Genomic DNA, 25,109 nt, shown 5'->3' on the forward strand with positions numbered 1-25,109 from the left:
GAATCCACCGTGCGACTGACATGCCCGCCGTTGCACGCGGGTCATGTTCTTGTTGTTGTGGGTTCGAGTCTTTCACCGCCGCCATCCCACGCCTATATCCCGCTTGCTCTACTTCCTCGGGAGGATGGTCGGTGCCGGACGCGCGCCTTACCGTCACGGCCATCGGCAGGTTCCCTGCGGCACGGCGGACATCGCGTCCGGTTCCCCATGAGCGATCTTCCTTCCCAGGCATCGTGGCTGCAGCGGGCCACCACCGTGGTGGGCATCGCCGGTTCGCTGGTCACCATCGCGCTCACGGCATGGAACGCCCAGACCAAGCAGCAGATCGACCAGCGCGAGGCCGACCTGAAGGTGCAGACCGCCGCGCTCGATGCCGAACTGCGCCGGCGCAGCACCAGCGTCGAGGAGTCCAAGGAGCGGGTGGAGCGCTACAAGTGGGTCTATGGCCTCGTGCCCGAGCTCAGCGCGGCCGACGGCTCCAAGCGCAACGCGGCCCTGGCCATGGTGCGGCTCGCGCTGTCCAAGGAAGAAGCCGAGGGCCTGCTCGCGGGGCTGCAGCAGTCGCCCGATGAACAGGTCCGCAAGGCCGCTGCGCAGGGCGTGGCCACCATCGCCAACATCGAGAACGCCGAGCTCGTGCGGCTGGTGTCGCAGGTGAATGCCGCCGGTGCCGACGAGCGCCGCCGCGCGACCGGGCGCCTGCAGCGGGACTTCAACGATTCGGCCGAAGCGATCGCGCTGGCCCTGAAGCTGCTCGATGCGGACCAGCTCGACAAGCTGTCGCCGAGCGGGCTGATCAACGTCCTCTATTTCCTGTCGCGCACGGATCCGCGCGCGTGGACGCCGCCGGATATCGCCACGGCCAACCGGGTGCTGCCGGCCGTGCGCGCGCGCAATGCCGGACCGCAGACTCAGGCCGAACTGGGGCGGGTGGAGGACACGGTGAAGGCGGCGGGTCGGCAGTAGATTGCGCCGACGACGAGCTTCACCAGGGCAGCGCTAGCAGAGCAGCCCTCTGCAATCGAAGGCCGTCATGAAGAGGATGTAGGGACGCCCGCCGTCCTGGTACGTGCGCAAGGGCCTGGCCCCCACCGCGCCTTCGCGATTGAGGACGGCCAACAGCTCCGCTGCCTGTTCGACGGTGTTCGGCCTGGACGTCGCCGTCACGTCCACGGCTTCGAACTTGAAGCTGGAGGTTTGCGTCTCGTCCCTCACGTACAGGTTCATCACGTTCTCGCCGACGAGGGCCGAGGTCACGAACACCGACCCCTTGGCGCCCTGCTCGTTCTGTTCCGCGACGAAGCCGGTGTTCCCACCGGACTTGGCGGCCACCAGCTCGAAGACGCAGCGCGAGGTCGACGGCGTTTCCTTCACCAGCGCGAAGCCCGTGCCCTGGACCTGGGTGCCGCAGTAGCCCAGCTTGCCCAGGTCGTTGAGCGGCCGCAGCAGCTCCTGCGACGTCGCGGCGGCGAGCGGAAGCTTGATCGCATCGACATAGCCGTACTGGATGGCTTCGCCGAACACCTTGCTGAAGACACTCTTCGGCTGGGCACCGCTGCCCGGCGTGAGGCGATAGCCCTCCGCGCCCTGCGCCTGGAAATCGGCCAGCGTCAGCGGCGCGCCCGTCGAGACGAAGCGATGCTCGTAGCGGGCCGTCTGGCCCTTGCGCTGGTAGATCGCCCGCCATTGGCCACGCGCCGTTGCATCGACGAAGACGATGCGATCCAGCAGGTAGCCGGCGAGCGCGGGACTCGTGAGCTCCGTCGAGAAGGTGTCGAAGCTGCTCGCATCGACGGTTCCCAACTGGAAGGTGTAGACCGTTGTCCGCAGCGGGCGGGTGACGGGATCGGGCACGGTCGCGGGGGGATTGCGGGCTTCCTCGATGGTCGCCAGCGCGGCCGCCGTGGCCGGTGGCAGCCCGCCATAGCTGCCGGCTCCGCCGCCACCTCCGCCGCAAGAAGACAGGATGACCGAGATCCCGAGGACGGCCGGCAGCAGGCGAAGCGATGTGTTCATTGTTGTCTTGCCGGGACAGGGAAGCGAGTTGGCCACGCCTCCCCATGTCTCCTCGTCCCGTGTGTAGTTGTAAATAAATTTTACTCGCCCGGAGAAGCGATCCCCGGCGGAGCAGGTCGTCAGTGCGCGGAAATTTCTCCTGCTGTTGCACGCATGTCACGGCGGGCAGCGTGGGCACCGGCCGCGGCGATCGGAGGGGTGCCTGCCTGGGGGGGACCGCGAACACGGAGCCAGGCCGCAGATGGCGCTCGAGATCGGTCCGCATCGTCTCGTAGGCAGCCGACCTGAATTCGGTGACGGTGATCTTCTGATAGGCCGCGGCCGGAACGGCGGGCCGTCCGATCTTTCAGCTGAGACCCAGGACGCCCGGCAGCGGCTGCTGGGCCGAAATGGCCAGTGCGGCCAGCCAGCAGCATCCGCCCAGCAGGGCCTTGCAGATTCGGGAGATGACCTTCACGCATGCTTTCTGTCAAAGCGCGCCGCGCGCCACGTCGATTGGGGGAGTGAAAGCGAGCTTCGGGGGGACCCGGCCGAGCATGCCGCGATGCGCGCGCTGCACGGCCTTCCTCGTCCTGCGTGTGCTTGCGGGCCGGATCTTAGGGGCCGGAAGCAGCGCCCTGGTGACGGATCGATCGCATGCCGACGGAATTTCGTCGCGGCGTTGCGCCCGACGCACGCCTCATCCAACTGGGGGATGGGCGCACCCTTAGGCAACGTGCGACGGCGAACTCCCGAGTTCGCGCTTGTAGGCACGCGCGAGGATCGCGCCGGTCGAATAGCCCACCGCATCGGCAGCCTGCTGCAGGGTCAGCCGGCGTTCGCGCAGCAGCCGCGAGGCCAGGTGGATGCGCCAGCGCGCCAGGTACTGCATCGGCGAGAGATTCATCTGCGCGCGGAATCGGGTGGCGAAGGCCGTTCGGCTCATGTGGCACAGCGCGGCGAGCGATTCGAGCGTCCATGGATCGGCGGGCCGGTCATGGATCGCCTCGAGCGCCGTGAGCAGCCTGGCATCGCAGAGCTCGAGCCCCGGGGAACCCGCGAAGGGAATGCCCACCTCGGGATTGCGCAACCAGGCCAGCACCGCATGCTGCATCAGCGCGACCAGCATCTCGGTCACGCCCACGCCGTTGCCGCCGGCCCTGCGGTCGGCCATCCAGCGCACCGCGTCCGCCATGGAGCGCAGCCAGGGCGCGGCATCCGCGGCACGCAGATGCAACACGGGAGGCAGCGATGCCACCAGCGGATGGGTGGCCAGTTCCACCGAACGGTAGAAGCCGCCGCTCCACACGCTGTGCTCGCCGCCCGCCTGCGCGTGCCGCTCGGCGCCGGAGGAACGCGCCAGCAGTTCATCGAGGCTTGACGCGGGAAGGCCGGGATCGGAGAAGACACGGTGCGCATCGCCACGCGGCAGGAACACCACGTCGCCATGCCGCAGGTGCAGCGCCGGCTCCCTGCCGACCTGCAGCCAGCAATCGCGGCCGCCGACCACGTACAGCGGCGTACGCCGCCGGCTCTCGACGCGCACGCAGAAGCGGGGACCGAGCTCGACCTGGAAATGCAGAGCCGGCTCGAAGCGTATGCTGCGGACCAGGGACTCGGGCGCGTATTCGGCGGGCGTGGCCTCGGGCACCGGAATGCGAGGCGCCTCCCTGGCCAGCAAGGCCGCGAGCGCGGCCGAATCGCCATGCCGCCAGCGCTCCGATGGCCGCTCGGACCGGCGCGGCGCGGCATGCGGCGACGACGGGAGCGGGTTCTGCCCGCGCCGGCAGGAGAAGGACATCCAGAGCATGAATTCGTGGTGAAAGGGTGGTGGCATGGGCCCGAAGCACCCACCCGCGATTTGTAAGCCCTTGCCCCGCGTCCCGCCCCCTCCCATCCGTGAGTAACGACCCGATTTCCGGGTCGGCCATTCGGCCTACGCCTCAGGCGCCGGGAGCGTCGCCATGCACGGCGATCGGGATCACCGGCGCGCGCCACGCCCGCTGCGTCGTGTCGACGACGCGCGCCTCCGGCGCTGCGATGCGCTGCAGATACGCCTTGAGTTCGGCGGCCTGCTCGTCGTAGCCGCGGATGCGCGGCAGCATCGCGTTGACGCCACCGAGCGGCAGGCGATCGGGACTGGCCAGTGCGTCCTCGATCGCGCCGCGGAACGCATCGGTGTCGCCGATCTCGACCACGCGCCCGTTGACGCCATCGACGATGTCCTCGACGACACCGCCCGCCGCGGTCGCGATCACCCAGATGCCGCGCGCCAGCGCCTCGCGCACCACCAGGCCGAAGCTCTCCTTCCACAGCGAGGGCACCAGCAGCACGTCGATGTCGTCGTAGAACGCGTCCATCTCGGCCTGCTCGAAGGGCGCGACCACGCACACGCGGCCCGGCACGCGCCACTCGGTGGCGTTCACGGATGCCGCGCCGGTGCGCAGGGCGATGTCGGTGATGACCAGTTCGTAACCGCCCTCGCGCATGCCCGCCAGGATCTCCCGCAGCCAGAAGTAGCCCTTGTGCACCGCGCGGCCGCCGAGGTAGGCCATGCGCAACGGCGATTCCGGCCGGCGCGCCGGCCGCGGGCGCGCGGGCAGCGGCACGCCGTTGCGGTTCACCGCGATCCGTTGCGGCGCGACGCCGTTCGCCAAGTAGAGCTCGCGCTGGAATTCGCTGGGCGCCAGCAGCAGGCTCGCGCGGTCGAGCACATCGCCGAGGAAGAACCTGCGCTTGAAGGTGAAGCCGCTGTCCGGCACGCACTTGGAGCAGGCGCGCAGGTCTATCGCCTTCTGGTTGCAGTACGCGCCGTCGTCGCGCACCATGAACTGGCGCTCGCACAGCCACCAGGCGTCGTGCAAGGTGATGGCGTAGGGCACGCCGGCGTCGACGCAGGCGTGGGCCATGGTCGCGCCGAGCCGCTGCACCGAATGGAAATGCACGACATCGGGCCGCAGCGACTTCAGCAGCCGCGCGAAGATCTCGCCCACCCGGGGATCGTCGTAGTCGAGCGCGCGCTGCGTGTCGTCGGCCACCTGCACCGCGATCACCGGCAGCCCGTCGACCTCGTAGCGCATCACGCTGTACGGCTCGAGTTCGGACCCGAGGATGGCGGTGAAGACGGTGACGTCGCAGCCGTCGGCCTGCAGCCGGCGGCACAGCTGCTCCGCGACCACGGTCGCGCCGCCGAAGCTCACCGGCGCGAACAGCACGTTCACGGCCAGCACCTTCAGCCGCGTGGAAGGCGCGGGCAGCAGCGGTTCCACCACCTGTTGCAGCTGCCGCGTGGCCACCACCCGCGGGTGGTAGCGCGACAGCACGGCGCGGCGGGCTTCCTGCGCGATGCCGTGGCGCAGGCCGGCGTCGAGCACCAGCCGCGTCAGGGCCGCCTCCCATTCCTCGGGCGTGTCGGCGATCAGGCCGGTGCGGCCGTGCTCGATGGCTTCGCGAAACGGCGCCGTGCCCGAGCAGATGCTCGGCACGCCGAGGATCGCCGCCTCGATGAACTTGATGTTGCTCTTGGCCTCGTTGAACAGGCTGTCCTCGAGCGGCGCGATGCTGATCTGCCAGGAGGCCAGCGCGCGCAGGTAGTCGTCGCCCTGCAGGAACGGGATCTGGAATACCCGGTCGGCGAAGCGCCGGAACGGCGCCGGCAGCTCGAGCGGACCGTGGATCGCGAGCCGCACCTGCGGATGGCGCTGCATCACGGCCAACAGCGCCGACGCCACGATGCCGAAATCGCCGTCGTGCGTGCGCGATCCGCTGCCGTAGCCGATGGTGACGAAGCGCGGATCGGTCTTCACAGGACGCCGCTCGAGCTCCGCGGCGAGCGCGAGGATGCGCTCGTCCAGCGCGTTGGGCACCACGTGCGTCTTGCCCGGAACGATCTCGCCCATGCCGCGCGCGATCGCGGCCGTGCTGCCGATGCCATGCTGGCAATGGCTCAGCATCTGGCGGTACCGGGCCGTCGTCGCCTTCGCCGATGCCAGGCCATCGGAGGCGGCACCCGAGGCGAGCAGCTGCCGCCGATAGGCGTCCCAGTCGAAGATCAGGTCGTCGACGTCGAAGAAGCTGGGCACGCCCAGGCGCCGGGCCTCGGTCGCCAGCAGCACCATGTGCGGCACGGCCGGCACGCGATAGAGGATCAGGAGGCCATGGAACGGCAAGGCCGCGCGGCATGCTTCGGCGTCGCGCCAGTCGAGCACCGTGGTCTCCAGGCCCAGGTGCTCGAACATGTCGACCTTCTGGTCGACCCGGTAGCGTTTGCAGGCCGGCAGCGACAGCTCGGCGACGATGAGGATGCGTGCGCCCAGGCTCTGGCGCGACAGCGGCGTGAGCGGCGCGAGCCAGGGCCGCTGCCGCGCGAAATCGCGCGGGGCCAGCGCGGCGATCGCTTCGAGCGATGGGAGCGCGCGCCGGTCCGATCGATGTGCGACCCAGCGCCGGACCAGCCGCAGCAGCTGCCCGCGGCAGCGCTCGTAGAAATCGCCGTGGCGGGTGCCCGCCGGAAAGACGCGCAGCCGCAACCCGCCGTAGAACACCACCAGCTGCAATCCGAGGCTGCCCTCGAAGCTGTCGATGCGCGCGGCCTGCGCCACGGCATGCGCCTTCAACGCGAGGATGCGTGCATCGCGCTCGGCGATCTCCACGTCCTTCTCGAGCGATTCGAAGTGCCGCGTCTCGAGCATTTCCTCGGCCCGCTCGCGCTTGGCCGTGGCGTCCGCGGCCTGGTTGCGCAGCCGTTCGAGTTCCTGCGCCTGGCCCTCGATCCGGCGCGCGAGCATGCCGTCGAGCGGCGGCACGCGCGGCCCGAGGCACAGCACGCCGAGCCCGAGGCCCTGCTCGAACTCGAAGGACGGATGGCGTTGCCGCAGCAGCGCCCACAGGCGGCGCAGCTTGCGGCTGGCGCGGGTTCCGTGCACCAGCACCAGCGCGCGCGGGCCGAGCTTGGCGCGCCACGCCGCGAGGTCCAGCGTGGCCAGCCGGGCCGGATCGCCGGCATCGACGTGCAGCAGGTCGATGCTGCCGTCCGCGAAGGCCGCGGCCGCCTCGCGGTGGCCCGCGAGCCGCGTGTCCACCGCATGGCAGGCCGCGCCGCGCGCGATGCACTGCCTGAACGTGGCGCCCGGCACGCCGCCGTCCGCGCCCAGGTCGACGACGATGGCAGGCCGGGTGTGCTCGAGCAGCAGCGCGACGAAGGGCGCATGCACGCTCCAGGCGCGCGACGCCGGTGCCTGCGAGGCGGACGAGCTCTTGGGGGCGAGGCCGCGAGCGGCGGTGAAGGTGGGGAGCGTGGACATTGGAAGGCTTTGCGCGGGCGGACTCGGAGCCCGACGATTCTTCCGACGCAAGGCCCGACGGGCCACAGCCGGCAGGACTGAAATCGCAGCCCGGCGTTCAGTCCCTCACTCCGCCTGCGCGATCACCAGCAGCACCGAGGCCGGCGTCTTCCCCACCGAGGTGATCTTGTGCGGGATGCCCGCGTTGAAGTGCGCGGTGTCGCCGGCCGACAGCGTTTCGGTGCGGCTCGCGAGCTGCAGCGTGATGCGGCCCTTGAGCACGTGGAGGATCTCCTCGCCCTCGTGGTGGCTCATCGGATGGTTGCGCACCGGCTCGTCGGTGGGGTGCAGCACGAAGGCCACCATGCGATGGCCCGGCAGCGAGCCCGACACCAGCCGCGCCGCGCCGCCCGCGGCCGCCGGCTGCTGGCGGTGGATGACCACCGGGTCCTCCTCGGACGACTCGGCGAACAGCTCCTCGACCTGCACGCCCAGCGCCTTCGACAGCTTGAGCGCCGCGCCCACCGAGGGCGTGGACACGCCGCGCTCGAGCTTGGACACGTAGCTCTTGGTCAGTCCGGTGGCCTGCGCCAACCCTTCCAGCGTAAGCCCGGTCTGGACCCGCAACAACTTCAACTTGATGGACATGGCTTCTCTTTAGGACACTTGTGTCCTAAAATAAATTTGTTTCTCGACCCTCGATCGCACACGCAACGCGGCCGATCCCGCGCCGCACAGGAGTATGGTATGTCCGCACGTTCGCCGTTCCGCCGCTGGATCGCCCCTGTCCTCGCACTGACGCTGGCCTGCGTCGGCGCGGCGGCCCAGGCCCAGCCCTATCCCTCCAAGCCGATCCGGCTGGTGATCCCGTTCGGCGCCGGCGGCATCACCGACATGGCCGGCCGGCTCATCGGCCAGGCGCTCGGCGAGGAGCTGAAGCAGCAGGTGGTGATCGACAACCGTCCCGGCGCGGGCGGCTCGATCGCGGCGCAGGCCGTGGCGCAGGCGCAGCCCGACGGCTACACGCTGCTGCTCGGCACGGTGGGCACGCAGGTGGTCAACAAGATGATCTATGCGCGGCTCGGCTACGACCCGGCGGCGCTGACGCCCGTTTCGCTGGTCAGCAACTCGCCCTATGTGCTCGCGGTCGCGGGCCTCGATGGCGTGAAGGACCTGCCCGCGCTGGCGGCCTACGCGAAGAAGAATCCCGGCACGCTGAACTTCGGCTCGGCCGGCAACGGCAGTTCGCCGCACCTGGGGCTGGAACTGTTCAAGCTCGCGACGCACAGCGACATCCTTCACGTGCCGTTCAAGAGCGGCGCCGAGGCGGTGAACGCCGCGCTCGGCGGCCAGGTCCAGATCGTGATCGACGCGATTCCCGTGATCCAGCCGCAGGCCAAGGCCGGCAAGCTGCGCATGCTCGCGATCGCCGCCGACCACCGCAACCCCGCAGTGCCCGACCTGCCCACCAGCAAGGAACAGGGCCTGGGCGAATTCCAGATCGGTTCGTGGAACGCGTTGCTGGCACCGCCCGGCACGCCGCCGGCGCAGGTCGCGCTGGTCGACGAGGCGCTGGCGCGCGCGCTCAAGCGCCCTGCCCTGGTGGCACGCCTGGCCGAGCTCGGCATCGAGCCGCTGCCCACGGGCGCCGCCGCCTACGGCAAGCACCTGCGCGCCGAGACCGAGAAGTGGACGCGCGTGGTGCGCGCCGCGGGCACCAAGGTCGACTGATGGCCATGAAGCTCCACGACACCCTGCGCTCGGGCAATGCCTGGAAGGTGCGGCTGATGGCCGGCCTGCTCGGCGTGCCGCTCGAGCGGCACACGCGCTCGATCGACCGCGGCGACCTGCGCCGGCCCGACTTCCTCGCGATCGCGCCGCTCGCGCAGGTGCCGGTGCTCGAGCTGGACGACGGCCACTGCATCGCCGAATCGATGGCGATCCTCCATTTCCTCGCGCAGGGCTCGCCGTGGTGGCCCGCCGAGCCGCTCGCGCAGGCGCGCGTGCTGACTTGGCTGTCCTTCGAGCAGGAGCGCCACATGAAGCCGCTCGCGAAGCTGCGCCTGCACCTGGCGCTGCACCGCGACCGCGATCCCGCGAGCCCCGAATTCCGCGCCCATCGGCATGAGGCCCTGGCCGCGCTCGCGCTGCTCGAAGCGCGGCTCGAACGGCAACGCCCCGACGCCTGGGTCGCCACCGACGCGCATCCGAGCATCGCCGACGTGGCGCTGTACCCTTACACGCGACTCGCGCCCATGGGCGGCATCGAGCTGCAGGGCTTCGCGGCGATCCGCGGCTGGCTCGCACGCATCGAGGACCTCGACGGCTACCAGGCCCTCTTTCCCGGACATCCCGAGAAGAACTTCTCGACCCAAGAAACCCCTTAAGGAGAACCATCCCATGGCGCTGCAAGACACCTTCGAACTCGCGAAGGAAGAACTCGTCGCTCAATCCATCGTCCAGATGGACCAGCACTTCGCCGAGAGCCGCTACACGCCGCGGCAGAAGCTCGCGCTGACCTGCCGCATCCTGTTCGACAACGGGCACGACTCCGGCCTCGCGGGCCAGATCACGGCACGCACCGGCAAGCCCGGCGAATACCTCACGCAGCGCCTGGGCCTGGGCTTCGACGAGATCGCCGAGGACAACCTGCTGACGGTCGACGAGGACCTCAACGTGCTCGACGGCGCGGGCATGCCCAATCCCGCGAACCGCTTCCACTCGTGGGTGTACCGCGCGCGGCCCGACGTCAACTGCATCATCCACACGCACGCGCTGCATGCCTCGGCGCTCGGCATGCTCGAGGAGCCGCTGAAGATCAGCCACATGGACAACTGCGTGCTCTACGACGACGTGGCCTTCGTCGGCGAATGGCCCGGCGTGCCCGTGGGCAACGAGGAGGGCGAATTCATCTCGGCCGCGCTCGGCCAGAAGCGCGCGCTGCTGCTGTCGCACCACGGCCTGCTGGTGGCGGCCACGAGCATCGAGGAGGCCTGCGTGCTGTCGATCGCCTTCGAACGCGCTGCCAGGATGCACCTGCTGGCCGCCGCGGCCGGCACCATCCGGCCGATCGACCACCGGCTCGCGAAGGAAGCGCACGACTGGATCGTGCGCCCGCGCCGCAACACCGTGGCCTTCGAGTACTACGCGCGCCGCTCGCTCAAGGACCCGCGCAACGCGGACTGCCTGCGCGCGGCCTGAGTTCCATCGCCTGTCGATAGAGGAGCCCGCCATGCGATGCATCGCGCTGCAGCACCTGGCCTTCGAGGACCTCGGCCTGTTCGCGCCGGTCCTGCGGGAGGCCGGCTGGACCATCGACTACCGGCAGGCCGGCGTCTCGCCGCTCGAGCCCGCGGAATGGCGCGAGGCCGACCTGGTCGTCGTGCTCGGCGGCCCCATCGCCGCCTACGACACCGGCCTCTATCCCTTCCTGCACGACGAGATCGCGGGCCTGCGTGCGCGCCTCGCGCTCGGCCGGCCCACGCTGGGCCTGTGCCTGGGCGCGCAGCTGATGGCCAGCGCGCTCGGCGCGCGCGTGTACTTCTCGGGCACCAAGGAGATCGGCTGGGCGCCGGTCGCGCTGAGCGCGGCCGGCCAGGCGTCGTGCCTCGCGCCGCTGGCCGATGTGCCGGTGCTGCACTGGCATGGCGACACCTTCGACCTGCCCGAGGGCGCCGAGCTGCTCGCGAGCACGCCGCTCACGCCGCACCAGGCCTTCAGCCATGGCCGCAACGCACTCGCGTTGCAGTTCCATCCCGAGGCCGATCCCGCGCGCATCGAACCCTGGCTCATCGGCCATGCCTGCGAGCTCGCGCAGGCCGGCATCGATGTTCCGGCCCTGCGCGCCCGAAGCGCCGCACAGGGCAACGCGCCGCAAGCAAGCGCCTCGGCGATGCTGCGCGCCTGGCTGGGCCAGCTCGCATGACGCTGGCGCCGATGCGCATCGACGCATTGCTCACGGGCCCCGTCGCGCCGCTGGCCGATGGACGCACGCAAAGCGGCATCGTCAAGTCGCCGAGCGACGATGCGCTGTGGCTCTCGGCCACCGGCCTCGCGGGCGACGCGCAGGCCGACCTGCGCATCCATGGCGGCCCCGAGAAGGCGGTGCACCACTATCCGCGCGAGCACTACGCCGCCTGGGCCGCATGGAGCCGCCGCCACGACCTGCTGGCCGCGCCCGGTGCCTTCGGCGAGAACCTCTCGACCATGGGCTGGGACGAATCCAGCGTCTGCATCGGCGACGTGCTGCGGCTCGGCGAGGCGCTGGTGCAGGTGTCGCAGGGCCGGCAGCCCTGCTGGAAGCTCGACGTGCGCTTCGGCGAACCGGGCATGGCGCGCGAGATGCAGGACAGCGGCCGCACCGGCTGGTACTACCGCGTGCTGCAGCCCGGCGCGGTGCAACGCGGCGCATCGATCGCGCTGGTCGAGCGGCCGCATTCGGAGTGGCCGCTGTCGCGTCTGATTGCCCTGCTGTTCGCGCGCGACGAGCGCTTCGCGCCCGAGTGGGAACGCGCGGCCGAATTGCCCGCGCTCGCCGAGCGCTGGCGCGCCACCTTCCGGCGCCGCGCGGCCTCGCGGCAGGTCGAGGACTGGACACCGCGGCTGTGCGTGCCCGACGCCGATACAGCCTGACGCAAGGCGGGAATACCCGCAGCCGATGGACAGCCGACTGACAGCGCCATCCGCGAACATGTGACATCGACCGCGGGAGAAACCCGCGCACAGGAGACACATGCCCTTCCCGACATTCCGGCCGGCTGCCGCCGCCATCGCCGCGTGCATCGCGCTGGCCGCCTGCACCACCGCCCCCAACTCTTCGACGCCCGTCGCGCGCGCCGTGCCGCCCACCGACTGCAAGGCCTGGGTCGGCACCGACCGCAACGCCGAGCTGCCCGGCTACACGCTGCGCCAAGCCGACGGCACGTCGCGCTGCGTGCCCCTGCTGCTCACGGCCGCCCACGCGCCCGCCGGCTACGCGGGCGACTTCCACGTGCAGGAGTTCACCGACGCCAAGCTCAAGGAACGCTGGGCCGCATGCAAGAGCGACGCGGCCTGCTTCAAGCGCATCAACGACCAGATGCAGCGCTGGCTGCCGCCGAACAAGGAGCGTGCGACGCGCGTCACCGGCATGGTCGATCCGGTCGGCAAGATCGATTCGGACGGGCAGGTGAACCTGCGCGACATCCGCAAGCCGGGCTTCTTCGCGAAAGCGCCCTACAACGAAGCCGTGGCCGAGGCGAACGGCCGCACGCACGTGGTCGAGTTCACCGTGCCGCGCGATCCGCTCGAGCGCCTCAAGCTCAACATGCAGGGCGACATCAAGCTGCGCGGCTGGTACGTGGAAGGCGCGGGCGTCGACGACGGGCGCGGCGGCCGCAAGCGCGCACTGGTGATCATGAGCCCGGGCGGCGGCGGCCAGCTCACGGCCATCGACCATCCCGACGAGGTGACGGTGCGCGTCGATCCCGCCACGCGCCGCGCGACCTCGGTGCGCTTTCCCAACGCGACCACCGAAGGCCCCGGCATGCGCTTCTGGCGCGACCACCTGCATGCGCTGAACCGCGCGGGCTTCGACGTGCTGGCCTACGACCGGCGCGGCGAAGGCCTGTCGGGCGGCTTCAGCGACACCAACACGCTCGAGCAGAGCGAGGACATCTTCCGCGTGCTCGAGCAGATGGACAGCGGGCGCGGCCTGCGCGTGCTGATGGCCTCGGGCCAGGAGCTCGCGGGCGCGCCGGCGGCCGGCAAGCTGATGGCCGGCATGAAGTCTCGCGAGATCCCGCTGCTGCTGCTGGGCTACTCGCGCGGCTCGATGACCACCGGCTGGGCCATGACCAAGAACTACGCCGGCGGCTGCAGCTACGACATGCCGACGGTGCAGTGCAGCGCGCCCAAGGGCTACGCCAACATCAAGGGCGCGATCCTCTACGCCTCGTTCGTGAGCGGCGCGGGCTACCTGCCCGAGGCGCCGGACCTCGCGGACCGCAACCTCTTCCTCAGCGGCATGGCGGCCGACAACTACGTCGCCTTCTATCCCAACTCGGCGGTGCTCGCGAACATGCCGAAGTGGCCCGCCGTGTTCTTCGCCAAGGGCCTGTGGGACCGCGCAGAAAGCCTCGAGGGCACGGTCGCGGCCTACGACCGCGTGCGCGGGCTCAAGGACATCGTCGTCTCGCGCGGCCCGCACTCGATGGAGACCTGGCCGAAGCAGGAGCTCGACCGCGTGCGCGGCCGCATGGTCGCCTTCGCGACGGCGGCGGTGCAGGGGCGCACGGCGCTGCCGCAAGCGCAGCAATGGACCGACCTCAAGGGCCTCGTCGCGACCACGCCGGATGTGTGGGAGATGTCGTCGAAGCCGCGCTAGCAGCGGTTCATTCGGCCCGGCGCCGCGCGCCGATGCGGCGCGAATCGGCGAGTACGTTGGCCTGGTCGACCAGCAGCGCCGACTGCTCGTAGGTCGAGCTCGCGATCGTGGCATAGAGGATGTCGGCGATCACCAGCTGCGCGATGCGGCCGGTGAGCGAGTCGGCCGAGAAGGCGGTGCGCTTGGCCGCGTAGGCGAGCACGGCATCGCAGTGTTCCGCGAGCGGCGACTGCGGCGCATGCGTGAGCCCGATGGTGCCAGCGCCGCCGAGCCGCGCGCGCCGCACCGCGGCCACCACCGGCTCGGTGCGCCCGGTGTGGCTCACGCCGATCGCCACGTCGTCCGCCGAGAGCGTGGAGGACGAGATCGCCATGATGTCGACATCCGAATGCGCGGTGATCGGAATGCCCAGGCGCAGCAGCTTGTGGCGAATGTCGAGCGCCACGGCCGCGCTGCCGCCCACGCCGTAGACATCGACGCGACGCGCCTTCGCGATCGCATTGGCCGCGCGCTGCAGCGCCCGCAGGTCGAGCGTGGTGCAGGTGTCGTTGAGGCTCGCGACCGTGCCCGCGATCACCTTGTCGCGGATCTCCTCGGAGGCATCGGTGGACTTCAGCTGCCCCACCGCGCGCTGATGGGCCACGGCCTGGTCGCGCGCGAACAGCACGCGGAATTCGGAGAAACCGAGGTAGCCGACCGCCTGACACAGGCGCGTGACCGTCGCATCGCTGACGCCGGCCGCCTGCGCGAGTTCGGTGATGGTCATGTGCAGCAGTTGCTCGGGGTGCTGCAGGATGAAGTCGCACAGCTTCTGTCCCGCGGGCGTCAGCGAACCGTAGACGCCCTCGAGCCGCAGCTGCACGTGCGAACGCGGCACGCCGCTCGATGCATTCGCCGTGTCGTCCGGCGCCGGTGCGGGATGATCGGCGGTGCCGTTCTCGTGGTCCTGCGCGGGGGCGCGCGGGGGTCTCCTTCGGTCGTTCATCGCTGCATCGTAAGACCTCGGTGCCAAGGGATTTCCCTGAGCGTTTTCGGGCACGCCGAAGCCCCCTGAAAACGCCCGCGTGCCCTCGGAAAATGGGTTTCTTCCGAAGCCGATTCCTGAAAAGAATTTACTTCTTTGTGCTTCACTTTCGCTGTGCTTTACTCCACGCCCATTCTTGGAGACAGAGACACAGACATGGAAATCGGATTCGTTGGACTCGGCAGGATGGGTGGCGCGATGGTTCATCGCCTGCATGCGGCAGGCCACCAGGTCCTGGCCCACGACGGCCAGGCCGCCGCGCAGGATGCGGCACGCTCCAAGGGGATCGCGGTCGCGGCCGACCTGCCCGCGCTGGTCGCGCAACTGAAGGCACCGCGCGTGGTGTGGCTGATGACGCCACCGGGCCAGGGCACCTGCGCGCTGATCGAGACGCTCGGCGCGATGCTCGCAGAGGGCGACACCATCGTCGACGGCGGCAACTCCGACTTCCGCGACACGCGCCGCCTCGCGGCCGCGCTGCGCGAGCGCGGCGTGACGCTGGTCGACGCGGGCGTGAGCGGCGGCACGCAGGGCGCGCGCGACGGCTGCGGATTGCTGGTCGGCGCGGAGCCCGCGCTTTTCGAGCGGCTGGTGCCCGTCTTCGAGGCGCTGGCCGCGCCGGGCGCCTATGCACGCGTCGGCGGCAGCGGCGTGGGCCACTTCGCGAAGGCGGTGCACAACGGCGTGGAGTACGCGCTGATGCAGGCCTATGGCGAAGGCTACGAGCTGCTGATGGCCTCCGACATGCAGGTCGACATCAATGCCACGCTGCACGCCTACCAGGGCGGCTGCTCGATCCGCTCGCACCTGCTCGAGAAGCTGTGCCATGCGCTCGACGCCGATCCCGCGCTGCCCGGCATCAAGGGCCACGTGGCCGACTCGGGCATGGGCCGCTGGACACTCGAGGAGGCGATCCGCCTGCGCGTGCCCACGCCGACGATCTCGGCCGCGCTGCAGGCTCGCTTCCGCTCGCAGCAGGAGGACTCGCCCACGATGAAGAGCATCGCGGCGCTGCGCCGCGAGATCGGCGGCCATGCGGTCGTGAAGGCGGCCGCATGAACGGGCTGTCGTCCGCCGCCGCGCTGCGCGCGCGCTATGCCGCGGTGATCGAGGAACACCGGCAGGTGCTCGATGCGCTCGACGATGCGCAGCTCGGCGCGCTGGCCTCGGCCGTGCTCGGCGCCAGCCGCGTCTTCTTCAGCGGCCAGGGCCGCTCGGGCAACATGGTGCGCGCGCTCGCCATCCGGCTGATGCACATCGGCGTGCAGGTGCACGTGGCCGGCGAGCCGACCGCGCCCGCGATCGGCGCGGGCGACCTGCTGGTGGCGGTGTCGGCCTCGGCCAGGACCAAGGCCACGCTCGAGCACATCGCCGTCGCGCGCAAGGCCGGTGCCACCGTGGCGCTCGTCACCACGGTGCGCCAGCCGCCAGAGGGCGCCGACACCGTACTGTGCCTGCCCGTGCGCCACGGCGTCGGCACAGTGCAGCATGCGGGCTCGCTGTTCGAGCAGGCCATCCTGCTGCTGGGCGACGCGCTGGCCTGGCACGTGCAGCAGCGGCTCGGCGTGGCCGACGCGCAGCTCGATGCGCGCCACGCCAACCTGCAGTGAACGGCGGCACGACATGGCAGGCGTGACACTGAAGAACGTCGTCAAGCGATTCGGGAACACCCAGGTCGTCGACGACCTCTCGCTGCGCATCGAGGAGAAGGAATTCGCCGTGCTGGTGGGCTCCTCGGGCTGCGGCAAGACCACGGCGCTGCGCATGATCGCGGGCCTGGAGAGCGTGACCTCGGGCGACATCTACATCGGCGACACGCGCGTGAACGACATGCCGCCGAAGGACCGCGACATCGCGATGGTGTTCCAGAGCTATGCGCTCTATCCGCACCTGAACATCCGCGACAACATCAGCTTCGGCCTGAAGATCCGGCAGATGCCGAAGAAGGAGATCGACCAGCGCGTGGAAGAGGCGGCCGACGTGCTCGGCCTGGGCGAGATGCTCGAGCGCAAGCCGAAGGAGCTCTCGGGCGGCCAACGGCAGCGCGTCGCGCTGGGCCGCGCCATCGTGCGCAAGCCCCGGCTCTTCCTGTTCGACGAGCCGCTGTCGAACCTCGACGCCAAGCTGCGCGTGGCCATGCGCGCGGAGATCAGCAAGCTGCATCGCCGCCTGGGCACCACGATCATCTACGTCACGCACGATCAGGTCGAGGCCATGACGATGGCCGACCGCATCTTCATCATGAACAAGGGCGTGCTGCAGCAGAGCGGCACGCCGATGGAGGTGTATTCGCGCCCGGCCAACCGGCTGGTGGCGGGCTTCATCGGCTCGCCGGCGATGAACTTCCTCGAGGCGAAGCTGCAGCCAACCGACGGCCGCCTGTACGTCGAGGCACCGGGCCTGCGGCTCGCGCTGCCCGATCGCCTGGCGCAGCCGCTGCAGGCGCACGCGGGGCGCGACGTCGTCTTCGGCCTGCGGCCCGAGGACATCTCGCTCGCGCGCGCCGACGCGCCCTTCGACCCGGCCACGGGCTTCGAGGCCCAGGCCGAGGTCGTGGAGACGCTGGGCTCGGAGATCTTCGCCTACCTGCGCTGCGGCGCGCACTCGATCGTCGCGCGCATGGAGACGCCCGACACGCCGCTGCGCGTGGGCGATGTGCTGCGGCTCAAGGTGAAGATGGAGAAATCGCACCTGTTCGACCCGGCCACCGCGCTCGCGATCGGCTGACGCACCCGAGCGCCCTTGCAAAGAAGGCGCCCCTTTCAACTGGAGACACCATGAACAAGACCCTCAAGACCACATTGCTCGCCGCGCTCGCGCTCGGCATCGGCGGCCCGGCCCTGGCGCAGACCAAGGAGATCCGCGTGCTGCTCGCCAACCATCCCTACGGCGAGCTGCTCAAGGCCGCGATCCCCGAGTTCGAGAAGCAGAGCGGCATCAAGGTCAATGCCGAGAGCCTGCAGGAGAGCCAGCTCTCGACCAAGCTCACGACCGAGTTCGCAACCAAGTCCTCGTCGGTCGACGTGTTCATGACGCGGCCGCTGCAGGAAGGCAAGCTGTTCGCGAAGAACAACTGGTTCGAGCCGCTCGCGGGCTACGACTTCGCCGACTACCCGGCCACCGCGATGAGCGTGTCGACCTACGGCGGCAAGCCGAGCATCGTCCCGCTGGTGACCGAATGGCAGGTGCTGTTCTATCGCAAGGACCTGCTGGCCGCCGCGGGCCTCAAGGTGCCGACCAACTTCGACGAGCTCGCCGCCGCTGCCCAGAAGCTGAACTCCGACAGCGTGGCCGGCCTCGCGGCGCGCGGGCAAGGGCGCGGCCGCCGTCACGCAGCTGTCGAGCTACGTCTACAACCACGGCGGCCAGTACCTCGACAAGGGCGTGGCGGCCTTCGATTCCAAGGGCGCGGTCGATGCGATCCGCTACTACGGCAAGGTGGTCGGCAGCTACGGTCCGAAGGGCGTGACCTCGATGTCGTGGGAGAACATCATGCCGCTGTTCCAGGCCGGCCGCGTCGCGATGTGGACCGATGCCTCGGTGTTCTACGGCCAGCTCGTCGATCCCGCGAAGACCTCCATCGGCGCCGACAAGATAGGCATCGCCGAACTTCCCGGCCGGACCGGTCACCAACTCGCCGTTCTACGTGACGGCCTGGGGCATGTCGATCGCGAGCCAGTCGAAGAAGAAGGACCTCGCGAAGACCTTCCTCGACTGGGCCACCGGCAAGGACCTGGCGACGCGCGCCATGCTCGCCAACATCACCATGGCGCGCTCCTCGGTGTGGGAGGACAAGGCGGTGCTCGCCAAGGTCAACCCGGGCCTGGTCGAGACTCGCACCTTCGCGGCGAAGAACGGCTACCCGGCCGACAAGCCCTTCATGAGCGCCGTGGGCGAGGCGCGCGACCTGATCGGCGAGGTCATCATCGAGTCGATCAACTCGAAGGGCACCTCGACCAAAATCGAGGCGATGGCCAAGGACCGCGCGGCCAAGGTGAACGACCTGCTGCGCGACACCGGCGAGTACGGCAAGTGAGCGGGGCCACCGGGGCGGCGGCGCCCCGGCATCGCCGATCGAACCCAGTCTCGATGGAGGCCGCATGATCCACTCCACCCGCGCCGAGCGCCACCTGCACTGGATCTTTCCGCTGCCGGCGGTGCTCTTCGTCGCGTTGCTGATGGTGTTCCCGGTGCTCTACACCACCTGGCTGAGCTTCACCAACTGGACGCTCACCTCGGGCATGCCGCCTTCCTTCTCGGGCGTGAACAGCTACGTGCGCGTGCTCACCGAGCCGCGCTTCCTGCATGCGCTGTGGCGCACCGTCGCCTTCACCGTGCTCGCGGTGGGCATCGAGGGCGTGCTCGGCGTGGCGGCGGCGCTGCTGCTCAACCGCGCCTTCATCGGCCGCGCGCTCGCCAAGCTGTTGCTGCTGCTGCCGCTGGTCGCCACGCCGGTCGCGGTGGGCATCGTGTTCAACCTGTTCTACGACCCGACCATCGGCCTGGCCAACTACGTGTTGCAGGCGCTCGGCCTGCCCACGGGCTCGTGGGTATCGCATGCCGACACCGTGCTCATCTCGCTGGTGCTGGTCGACGTCTGGCAATGGACGCCGATGATCACGCTGATCGTGCTCGCGGGCCTGGCCTCGCTGTCCGACGAACCGGTGGAGGCGGCGCGCATCGACGGCGCCAGCGAGTGGCAGATCATCCGGCTCGTGACCCTGCCGATGGTGATGCCGGTGATCCTCACCGCGCTGATCCTGCGGCTGATCGACGCGCTGAAGACATTCGACATCATCTTCGCGATGACCGGCGGCGGCCCCGGCTATGCCTCCGAGACACTGAACATCATGGGCTTCAAGTACAGCTTCGAATACTTCCGCATGGGCCAGGCGGCCGTGGTCCTGGTGGTGCTGTTCCTCGTGGTCTTCGCCTGCAGCCTCGCGATCACGCGGCTGCGCAAGCTGAGCGAGAACACATGAGCACACCGTCGAACCGTTCCTTGCTGCCGCGCGTGCTGTTCTACCTGGCGGTGATCGCCATGGTGCTGATCGTGCTGTTCCCCTTCGCCTGGATGCTGGCCTCCTCGTTCAAGACGCAGGTGGACATCGTGGCCTGGCCGCCCAAGCTGGTGTTCAGCCCGACCCTGCAGAACTACCGCAAGGTGTTCGGCGAGCAGGACTTCGTCAAGTACTTCATCAACTCCACCACGGTGGCGCTGCTGGCCGTCGGGTTCTCGCTGCTGCTGGGGTTGCCGGCCGCCTATTCGATCGCGCGCTTCACGCAGCGCCGGCTCGCGATGTTCATCCTGCTGGCACGTCTGATGCCGGGCATCTCGTTCCTGATGCCCTGGTACATCATCTTCTCGCGCCTGAACCTCATGGACAGCTACACCGCGCTGGTGCTGAGCCACATGCTGATCGCGCTGCCGATCGTGGTGTGGATCATGGCGAGCTACTTCGAGGCGCTGCCGCGCGACCTGGAGGAATCGGCGATGGTGGACGGCGCCTCGCGCCAGAACGCCTTCTTCAAGATCATCCTGCCGCTGTCGGGGCCGGGCGTGATCACCGCCACCACGCTGGCCTTCATCTTCTCGTGGAACAACTTCATGTTCTCGCAGGTGCTCAGCATGGAGAAGACCAAGACCCTGCCGAGCGCCGTGTTCAATTTCCTCTCGTACGCCGAGATCGACTGGGGCGGCGTGATGGCGGCCTCGGTCGCGATCATGGCGCCGGCGCTGGTTCTCACGATGATCTTCCAGCGCTATGTGGTGAAGGGGCTGACCATGGGCGCCGTGAAGGGCTGAGCTGCATCGCCCGATGAGAAGCACCTCCGCCGTCCTGTCGATCGACATCGGCACTTCCTCCACGCGCGCCGCGCTGTTCGACCTCGCGGGCATGCCCCATGGGCCGGCCTCGCAGCGTGCCAACCTGCTGCGCACCGATGCCACCGGCATGGCCGAGATCGATCCCGAGGCGCTGGCGCGCGGCGTGATCGAAGCCATCGACCAGGTGCTGAAGGCCTCGCCCGACACGCGCATCCTCGGCGTGGGCATCAGCTGCTTCTGGCACAGCCTGCTCGGCCTCGATGCGCACGGCGCGCCGACCACCGCGGTGCTGAGCTGGGCCGATCGCCGCGCGGGCGCCATCGCGGCCGGCCAGCGCGAGCCCGGCCATCGCGCCGCCGCGCTGCGCCCCGACACCGGCTGCCCCGTGCATTCGAGCTACTGGACCGCCAAGCTGCCGTGGCTGCGGCAGTCGCGCCCCGTGGCCTGGGCCGCCACCGCGCATTGGGTGTCGGCGGCCGACCACCTGCTGGCGCGCCTCTTCGGCGATCTCGGCACCTCGGTCTCGATGGCCTCGGGCACCGGCCTGTTCGACCTGTGGTCGCTCGGCTGGCATCCCGAGGCCCTCGCGGTCGCGGACGTGCCCGTGTCGATGCTGCCGCCGGTGACCGACCAGCCGCGCACCCAGCTCGTGCCCGAGTTCGCGCAGCGCTGGCCGCGGCTGCAGGGCGTGCCCTGGTTCCCCGTCACCGGCGACGGCGCCTGCTCGAACATCGGTGTCGGCGGCATCGACCGCGACACCCTGGTGCTGATGCTCGGCACCAGCGGCTCGATGCGCGTGGTGTGGGACGCGCACGAGGCGCGCCTCGACGATCCGGGCCTCTGGTGCTATCGCGTCGATGCGCGCCGGCTCGCGGGCGGCATGGCTATGTCAGAGGGCGGCGCCTCGGCCGCTTGGACACGCGGCCTGTTCGAAGGCGCCACGCCGGACCTCGATGCCCAGGTGGCCGCGATGGCCCCCGATTCGCACGGCCTTGCGGTGCTGCCCTATGTGCTGGGCGCGCGCAGCCCCGACTGGATCGACGGCCGCACCGCCTGCATCGCGGGCATCACGGCCGCCACCAGCGGAGCCCAGATCCATCGCGCCATGCTCGAGAGCGTCGGCCTGCGCTTCGCGGGCCTGAAGCAGCAGCTCGAAGCGCGCATGCGGCCCGCGCGGCGCATCGTCGTCACGGGCGGCGCACTCTCGCGCTCGGCCACCTGGCGCCAGATCGTCGCCGACTGCATCGGGCAGGACGTGCAGGTGTCGGCAATCGACGAGGCCTCGCTGCGCGGGGCCGCGCTGCTGGCGCTGGAAGGCCTTGGTGTCGGCGGGCTGGCGGATTTCGGTTTCGAATTCACCGAGCATGTGCGCTTCGATGCGGGGGCGCACCAGGCCTATCTCGGGGCGCTGGAGCGGCAGCTTCGCTTCGATGCGGCGATGAAGGGCGCGGGGTTCTAGTTCGTTCGCTCGGTGTTCGTCGTCGCCCGGGCGACGAACAGCATCGGTATCAGGCCCTGTGCGCCGGATGCCATCCCACCGCCGCGGCCAGACGACGCCCCGACTCCCCTCAGCGGCGCCAGCCACCGCTCGGGATCGAGCGGCACCTGATCGTCGCCGACCAGCCGGCCGCCGCGCTTGCGCCATCTGCCCGCGACCATCACCGAATCGATGTTGGCCAGGCTGGTCTGCATGAGCGCGGCAGCGACGGGATCGTGCAGGGGCTGCATGTCGGGGCGCCTCGCGTCGATCAACACCAGGTCGGCCTGCTTGCCGGGCGTCACGGTGCCGATGCGGTCGAGCTGGCCCAGCATGCGCGCACCCTCGACCGTCGCCCACCGCAGGGCGTCGATCGTCCGGAGGGTGGAGGTCGGCGGAATGACGGGATCGGTGCCTCGCGCCGCCTGGCGAAACGCCTGGTTGTCGAGCGAGCGCTGGTGGACCAGCGCGATGCGCGCCGCCGTGAACATCTCGCCCGACAGGCCCGACTCCAGGTCCACGCCGATGGAGGCGGCAACGCCCCGGTCGCGCAGGCGGCCGACGATCGGATGGCCGTGGCCCTGCGTCATCTCGTTCTCGGGCGTGACCGAGAACGAGACGCCGGCGCCGACGAAGCGGTCGAGCTGCGCATCGGTGAGATCGTTGCCGTGCACGATGTTGATGCGCGGGCCCAGCAGGCCCTCTTGCTCGAGCACCTCCCAGCCCCCTGGGGCGCGTGCCGGACCGCCTCCCTGGTGCATCGAGGCCGTCAGGTCCAGCTCGCGCGCCAGCCTGAAGTCCGCGCGCGCGACATCGAGCGTCGAGTAATGCGGACCGAGCACGGCCATGCCCAGGCTCAGCCGCCGGCCCGTGCCGAAGCGCGGTTGCGCCAGCAGTCGCTCCACTTCCCTGCGCGGATGGGCGACCTCCCAGAAGGCCGCCTGGCCGGGCTTCGGATCGGGCTTCGGACTGCCATGGAAGAAGGCCGCGCGGATGCCGCTGCGCTCCAGCGCGTCGACCGCGGCATCCGTGTGCTCGGGCGTCGGATTGTTGTGGCACCAGTCGACCAGCGTCGTGGTGCCGCAGTCGAGCTGGTTGAGGGCGCCGGCCAGGGTGCCGACGTGGATATCGTCGGGAGTGAACCGCGTCGCCAGGCCCGCGTGCATCCAGCGGAAGTATTCGAGCAGCGTCCAGTTGCTGGCCACGCCGCGCAGCGCCGTCTGCCAGGTGTGCATGTGCGCGTTGATGAAGCCCGGCATCACGATGAAGCCGCGCGCATCGATAACTTCGACGTCGCCCTGGCTCGGCGCTTCGCAGGCCCCGCTCGACAGCGATGCGATGCGCTCGCCGTCGATGGCGAGTCGGGCGTTGTCGACGATGCCCAGGGCATCGTCCATCGAGACCACCGTGGCGCCGGCGATCAGGATTCGGTGAGAAGCGGAAGTCATGAATCGGATGGGCCGAAGGTGGAGGCACCGATGCGCTCGGCCGCCATCTCGGCCAGCAGGATCGTGGGAAGGTTGGTATTGGCACTGGGAACGACCGGCATCGCCGAGGCATCGGCGACGAACAGGTTCTTCATGCCGTGCACGCGAAACGCCGGGTCGACCACCGCCATCGGATCGGCCGCGCGGCCCATCGCACAGGTGCCCGCCGGATGTCCCATGGGACTGATCGACGAGAGGATCTGCGCATCCGCGATCGCCCTTCCACCCGCGCGATGCACCGCGGGCGGGCCGCTGTTGAACGCTCGCCCGAAGATCCGGCGGCGAAGCATGGCCGGCGAATTGGCGGCCGCCTGCGCCGCGAGCGCCAGCGCCTTGCCGGCCACGCCGGGCCGGTTGAACTGCTTGATGGCCAGCGCGCCCGGCAGCAGGAAGGCCTCGTGGTACTCGGCGAGCACCGCCGGGTCGCGAAGCAGGCGCTCCGCCTGGCGCGCGGCCGCGACCATCCGCGGCGCGTCCGCGGGGTCCGAGAGGAAGCGGAAGTTGACGTCCGGCGCATCGCGTCCATCGGCGCTTCGCAGCCGCACCGATCCGCGGGACTTCGGCGCATACAGGGCGCTTCCCACCAGCGCGAAATCGGGACCGTAAGACCTGCCGCTCACGCGCCCGATGATGAAGTTGAACAGGTCGCTGGGCGGGCAGTCCGGCATCCGCGACGACGACCGGATACCGGCCAGCGCGAAGCGCCGCAGGTCCGTGGCCACGCGCTTGCCGCGCGGCAGCGTGAGCGCAAAGAACATGTACGGATGGTTCTGCAGATTGCGCCCCACGCCGGCGCGGTCGAGAACCGGTCGAATCCCGAGCGCGGCGAGTTCGTCCGCCGGGCCGATGCCGGAACGCAGCAGCAATGTCGGCGAATGGATGGCGCCGGCACATACGATCACGCGATCGGCGCTCAGTCGAATCGTCGTGCCGTTCTGGATCGCATCCACGCCGACGACGGTGTCCGCCTGCGTGCGCAGCCGGGTCGCGACGGTGTTCGGCAGGATCCGCAGGTTCGCTCGCGCGCGGACTTCGGGCGTGAGGACACTGCCGGCGGTCGTCACGCGCGCCTCGGCATCGATGGCATTCGGCATCGCGAAGAAGCCGTCGCTGGGTTGCTCGTTGATGTCCGGCACGAAAGGCAGCCCGTCGCGTCCGGCCGCCTGTTCCATCGCCCGGACGAAGTCCGGCCATTGCTCCTTCGGCGTGCGCGAAACGGCATGCCAGCCCGCCCGCTGGTCCTGGCGGTCGCGGTCGTTCTCGATGCCCTGGAAACGAGGCAGCACGCCATCCCACGAGAAGTCGCCGCCGCCCGCTTCGGCCCAGCGTGCGTAGTCGGAGGGCACGCCGCGCAGCGCATAGAGACCGTTGATGCTGGAGCCGCCGCCCATCACACGCGCCTGCGGATAGGGCGCCGGCGCGCCGCCGTCCGAGGCGGTTGCCGTCAGCCCGCTCCAGAAGTAGTGCGGGTTGAGCGTGGCCGCGGGAAAGGGATCGCGGATGTCCGCCGGCTCGTTGCCGGGGACGACGTCGTCGCCTGCCTCGATGAGCAGCACGCGGCAGGCGGGGTCTTCGGAGAGCCGGGCCGCGATCACGGCGCCAGCGGTGCCTCCGCCGACGATCAGGTAGTCGTTCTGCATGTCATCCATCGTT

At 69.9% G+C, this 25,109-nt stretch carries 21 protein-coding genes and 1 pseudogene; 15 read left to right on the forward strand and 7 right to left on the reverse strand.

Annotation, left to right across the window (positions count from 1 at the left end; all coding sequences use genetic code 11):
• Nucleotides 1-207 precede the first annotated feature (207 nt).
• Nucleotides 208-966: a hypothetical protein gene (locus ACHMXE_RS04765; protein ID WP_209542227.1), complete on the forward strand. Its 759-nt coding sequence runs from the start codon at nt 208-210 to the stop codon at nt 964-966.
• A 33-nt stretch (nt 967-999) separates the two neighbouring features.
• Here ACHMXE_RS04765 and ACHMXE_RS04770 read toward each other — a convergent pair whose 3' ends face one another.
• The 4 genes from ACHMXE_RS04770 to ACHMXE_RS04785 all read right to left on the reverse strand — a co-directional run bounded on the left by ACHMXE_RS04770 (nt 1,000) and on the right by ACHMXE_RS04785 (nt 7,925).
• Nucleotides 1,000-2,052, reverse strand: coding sequence for a hypothetical protein (locus ACHMXE_RS04770; protein WP_209542228.1), 1,053 nt, complete (start codon nt 2,050-2,052; stop codon nt 1,000-1,002).
• 670 nt (nt 2,053-2,722) lie between these two features.
• The gene (locus ACHMXE_RS04775; RefSeq protein ID WP_209542355.1) at nt 2,723-3,796 is read right to left on the reverse strand and encodes a cupin domain-containing protein; all 1,074 of its coding nucleotides are present in this window, start codon (nt 3,794-3,796) and stop codon (nt 2,723-2,725) included.
• 142 nt (nt 3,797-3,938) lie between these two features.
• Nucleotides 3,939-7,298 carry a glycosyltransferase gene (locus ACHMXE_RS04780; RefSeq protein ID WP_209542229.1) on the reverse strand — a complete coding sequence of 1,120 codons (3,360 nt, stop codon included), beginning with the start codon at nt 7,296-7,298 and terminating at the stop codon, nt 3,939-3,941.
• A 105-nt stretch (nt 7,299-7,403) separates the two neighbouring features.
• Nucleotides 7,404-7,925, reverse strand: a complete 522-nt coding sequence (locus tag ACHMXE_RS04785; RefSeq protein WP_203206512.1) for a helix-turn-helix domain-containing protein — start codon at nt 7,923-7,925, stop codon at nt 7,404-7,406.
• 99 nt (nt 7,926-8,024) lie between these two features.
• Between ACHMXE_RS04785 and ACHMXE_RS04790 the strand changes: the two genes are divergently transcribed.
• The 6 genes from ACHMXE_RS04790 to ACHMXE_RS04815 all read left to right on the forward strand — a co-directional run bounded on the left by ACHMXE_RS04790 (nt 8,025) and on the right by ACHMXE_RS04815 (nt 13,641).
• Nucleotides 8,025-9,008, forward strand: a complete 984-nt coding sequence (locus ACHMXE_RS04790; protein ID WP_209542230.1) for a tripartite tricarboxylate transporter substrate binding protein — start codon at nt 8,025-8,027, stop codon at nt 9,006-9,008.
• On the forward strand, nt 9,008-9,664 hold the full coding sequence (locus ACHMXE_RS04795) for a glutathione S-transferase family protein (RefSeq protein ID WP_395347053.1): 657 nt from the start codon (nt 9,008-9,010) through the stop codon (nt 9,662-9,664). The genes ACHMXE_RS04790 and ACHMXE_RS04795 overlap by 1 nt, the downstream gene beginning before the upstream one ends.
• A 19-nt stretch (nt 9,665-9,683) precedes the next feature.
• A complete protein-coding gene (locus tag ACHMXE_RS04800; protein ID WP_209542356.1) occupies nt 9,684-10,478 on the forward strand; it encodes an aldolase in 795 nt (264 codons plus the stop codon).
• A 31-nt stretch (nt 10,479-10,509) separates the two neighbouring features.
• Entirely contained in the window at nt 10,510-11,202 is a 693-nt protein-coding gene (locus ACHMXE_RS04805; RefSeq protein WP_395347054.1) for a glutamine amidotransferase, read from the forward strand.
• Nucleotides 11,199-11,909 (forward strand): MOSC domain-containing protein, encoded by a 711-nt coding sequence (locus tag ACHMXE_RS04810; RefSeq protein ID WP_395347055.1) that lies wholly within the window; start codon nt 11,199-11,201, stop codon nt 11,907-11,909. The genes ACHMXE_RS04805 and ACHMXE_RS04810 overlap by 4 nt, the downstream gene beginning before the upstream one ends.
• Nucleotides 11,910-12,009: 100 nt before the next feature.
• On the forward strand, nt 12,010-13,641 hold the full coding sequence (locus ACHMXE_RS04815; RefSeq protein WP_209542234.1) for a hypothetical protein: 1,632 nt from the start codon (nt 12,010-12,012) through the stop codon (nt 13,639-13,641).
• A gap of 7 nt (nt 13,642-13,648) precedes the next feature.
• Here ACHMXE_RS04815 and ACHMXE_RS04820 read toward each other — a convergent pair whose 3' ends face one another.
• Nucleotides 13,649-14,626, reverse strand: coding sequence for a MurR/RpiR family transcriptional regulator (locus ACHMXE_RS04820; RefSeq protein ID WP_203206505.1), 978 nt, complete (start codon nt 14,624-14,626; stop codon nt 13,649-13,651).
• Nucleotides 14,627-14,863: 237 nt separating this feature from the next.
• Here ACHMXE_RS04820 and ACHMXE_RS04825 point away from each other — a divergent pair, with 237 nt between their 5' ends.
• From ACHMXE_RS04825 to ACHMXE_RS04860, 8 genes and pseudogenes are all read left to right on the forward strand, one after another.
• Nucleotides 14,864-15,724 carry an NADP-dependent phosphogluconate dehydrogenase gene (locus tag ACHMXE_RS04825; protein WP_395347056.1) on the forward strand — a complete coding sequence of 287 codons (861 nt, stop codon included), beginning with the start codon at nt 14,864-14,866 and terminating at the stop codon, nt 15,722-15,724.
• Nucleotides 15,721-16,275: an SIS domain-containing protein gene (locus tag ACHMXE_RS04830; protein ID WP_203206503.1), complete on the forward strand. Its 555-nt coding sequence runs from the start codon at nt 15,721-15,723 to the stop codon at nt 16,273-16,275. The genes ACHMXE_RS04825 and ACHMXE_RS04830 overlap by 4 nt, the downstream gene beginning before the upstream one ends.
• Before the next feature lie 13 nt (nt 16,276-16,288).
• The gene (locus ACHMXE_RS04835; RefSeq protein WP_203206502.1) at nt 16,289-17,392 is read left to right on the forward strand and encodes an ABC transporter ATP-binding protein; all 1,104 of its coding nucleotides are present in this window, start codon (nt 16,289-16,291) and stop codon (nt 17,390-17,392) included.
• 50 nt (nt 17,393-17,442) lie between these two features.
• Nucleotides 17,443-18,223: pseudogene (locus tag ACHMXE_RS04840) on the forward strand (ABC transporter substrate-binding protein); the annotation flags it as partial.
• An 88-nt stretch (nt 18,224-18,311) separates the two neighbouring features.
• A complete protein-coding gene (locus tag ACHMXE_RS04845) occupies nt 18,312-18,701 on the forward strand; it encodes a hypothetical protein (protein WP_395347475.1) in 390 nt (129 codons plus the stop codon).
• Nucleotides 18,702-18,765: 64 nt separating this feature from the next.
• The gene (locus ACHMXE_RS04850; RefSeq protein WP_209542236.1) at nt 18,766-19,647 is read left to right on the forward strand and encodes a carbohydrate ABC transporter permease; all 882 of its coding nucleotides are present in this window, start codon (nt 18,766-18,768) and stop codon (nt 19,645-19,647) included.
• A complete protein-coding gene (locus ACHMXE_RS04855; RefSeq protein ID WP_395347057.1) occupies nt 19,644-20,471 on the forward strand; it encodes a carbohydrate ABC transporter permease in 828 nt (275 codons plus the stop codon). Before ACHMXE_RS04850 ends, ACHMXE_RS04855 begins: the two co-directional genes overlap by 4 nt.
• Nucleotides 20,472-20,484: 13 nt before the next feature.
• Nucleotides 20,485-21,951 carry a gluconokinase gene (locus ACHMXE_RS04860; RefSeq protein ID WP_395347059.1) on the forward strand — a complete coding sequence of 489 codons (1,467 nt, stop codon included), beginning with the start codon at nt 20,485-20,487 and terminating at the stop codon, nt 21,949-21,951.
• Here the strand turns inward: ACHMXE_RS04860 and ACHMXE_RS04865 are convergent.
• Entirely contained in the window at nt 21,948-23,417 is a 1,470-nt protein-coding gene (locus tag ACHMXE_RS04865) for an amidohydrolase family protein (protein WP_395347060.1), read from the reverse strand. The genes ACHMXE_RS04860 and ACHMXE_RS04865 overlap by 4 nt on opposite strands.
• Nucleotides 23,414-25,096, reverse strand: coding sequence for a GMC family oxidoreductase (locus ACHMXE_RS04870; RefSeq protein ID WP_395347061.1), 1,683 nt, complete (start codon nt 25,094-25,096; stop codon nt 23,414-23,416). Before ACHMXE_RS04870 ends, ACHMXE_RS04865 begins: the two co-directional genes overlap by 4 nt.
• Nucleotides 25,097-25,109: the final 13 nt, after the last annotated feature.

It is taken from the genome of Variovorax sp. UC122_21, from assembly GCF_044056785.1.
Classification (GTDB): domain Bacteria; phylum Pseudomonadota; class Gammaproteobacteria; order Burkholderiales; family Burkholderiaceae_C; genus Variovorax.

Coding starts and splice junctions, on each gene's coding strand:
- ACHMXE_RS04815 (WP_209542234.1), top strand. CDS start 12,010: ATGCCCTTCCCGACATTCCGGCCGGCTGCCGCCGCCATCGCCGCGTGC.
- ACHMXE_RS04775 (WP_209542355.1), bottom strand. CDS start 3,796: ATGTCCTTCTCCTGCCGGCGCGGGCAGAACCCGCTCCCGTCGTCGCCG.
- ACHMXE_RS04830 (WP_203206503.1), top strand. CDS start 15,721: ATGAACGGGCTGTCGTCCGCCGCCGCGCTGCGCGCGCGCTATGCCGCG.
- ACHMXE_RS04835 (WP_203206502.1), top strand. CDS start 16,289: ATGGCAGGCGTGACACTGAAGAACGTCGTCAAGCGATTCGGGAACACC.
- ACHMXE_RS04820 (WP_203206505.1), bottom strand. CDS start 14,626: ATGAACGACCGAAGGAGACCCCCGCGCGCCCCCGCGCAGGACCACGAG.
- ACHMXE_RS04870 (WP_395347061.1), bottom strand. CDS start 25,096: ATGCAGAACGACTACCTGATCGTCGGCGGAGGCACCGCTGGCGCCGTG.
- ACHMXE_RS04790 (WP_209542230.1), top strand. CDS start 8,025: ATGTCCGCACGTTCGCCGTTCCGCCGCTGGATCGCCCCTGTCCTCGCA.
- ACHMXE_RS04860 (WP_395347059.1), top strand. CDS start 20,485: ATGAGAAGCACCTCCGCCGTCCTGTCGATCGACATCGGCACTTCCTCC.
- ACHMXE_RS04785 (WP_203206512.1), bottom strand. CDS start 7,925: ATGTCCATCAAGTTGAAGTTGTTGCGGGTCCAGACCGGGCTTACGCTG.
- ACHMXE_RS04865 (WP_395347060.1), bottom strand. CDS start 23,417: ATGACTTCCGCTTCTCACCGAATCCTGATCGCCGGCGCCACGGTGGTC.
- ACHMXE_RS04850 (WP_209542236.1), top strand. CDS start 18,766: ATGATCCACTCCACCCGCGCCGAGCGCCACCTGCACTGGATCTTTCCG.
- ACHMXE_RS04805 (WP_395347054.1), top strand. CDS start 10,510: ATGCGATGCATCGCGCTGCAGCACCTGGCCTTCGAGGACCTCGGCCTG.
- ACHMXE_RS04765 (WP_209542227.1), top strand. CDS start 208: ATGAGCGATCTTCCTTCCCAGGCATCGTGGCTGCAGCGGGCCACCACC.
- ACHMXE_RS04810 (WP_395347055.1), top strand. CDS start 11,199: ATGACGCTGGCGCCGATGCGCATCGACGCATTGCTCACGGGCCCCGTC.
- ACHMXE_RS04855 (WP_395347057.1), top strand. CDS start 19,644: ATGAGCACACCGTCGAACCGTTCCTTGCTGCCGCGCGTGCTGTTCTAC.
- ACHMXE_RS04780 (WP_209542229.1), bottom strand. CDS start 7,298: ATGTCCACGCTCCCCACCTTCACCGCCGCTCGCGGCCTCGCCCCCAAG.
- ACHMXE_RS04795 (WP_395347053.1), top strand. CDS start 9,008: ATGGCCATGAAGCTCCACGACACCCTGCGCTCGGGCAATGCCTGGAAG.
- ACHMXE_RS04825 (WP_395347056.1), top strand. CDS start 14,864: ATGGTTCATCGCCTGCATGCGGCAGGCCACCAGGTCCTGGCCCACGAC.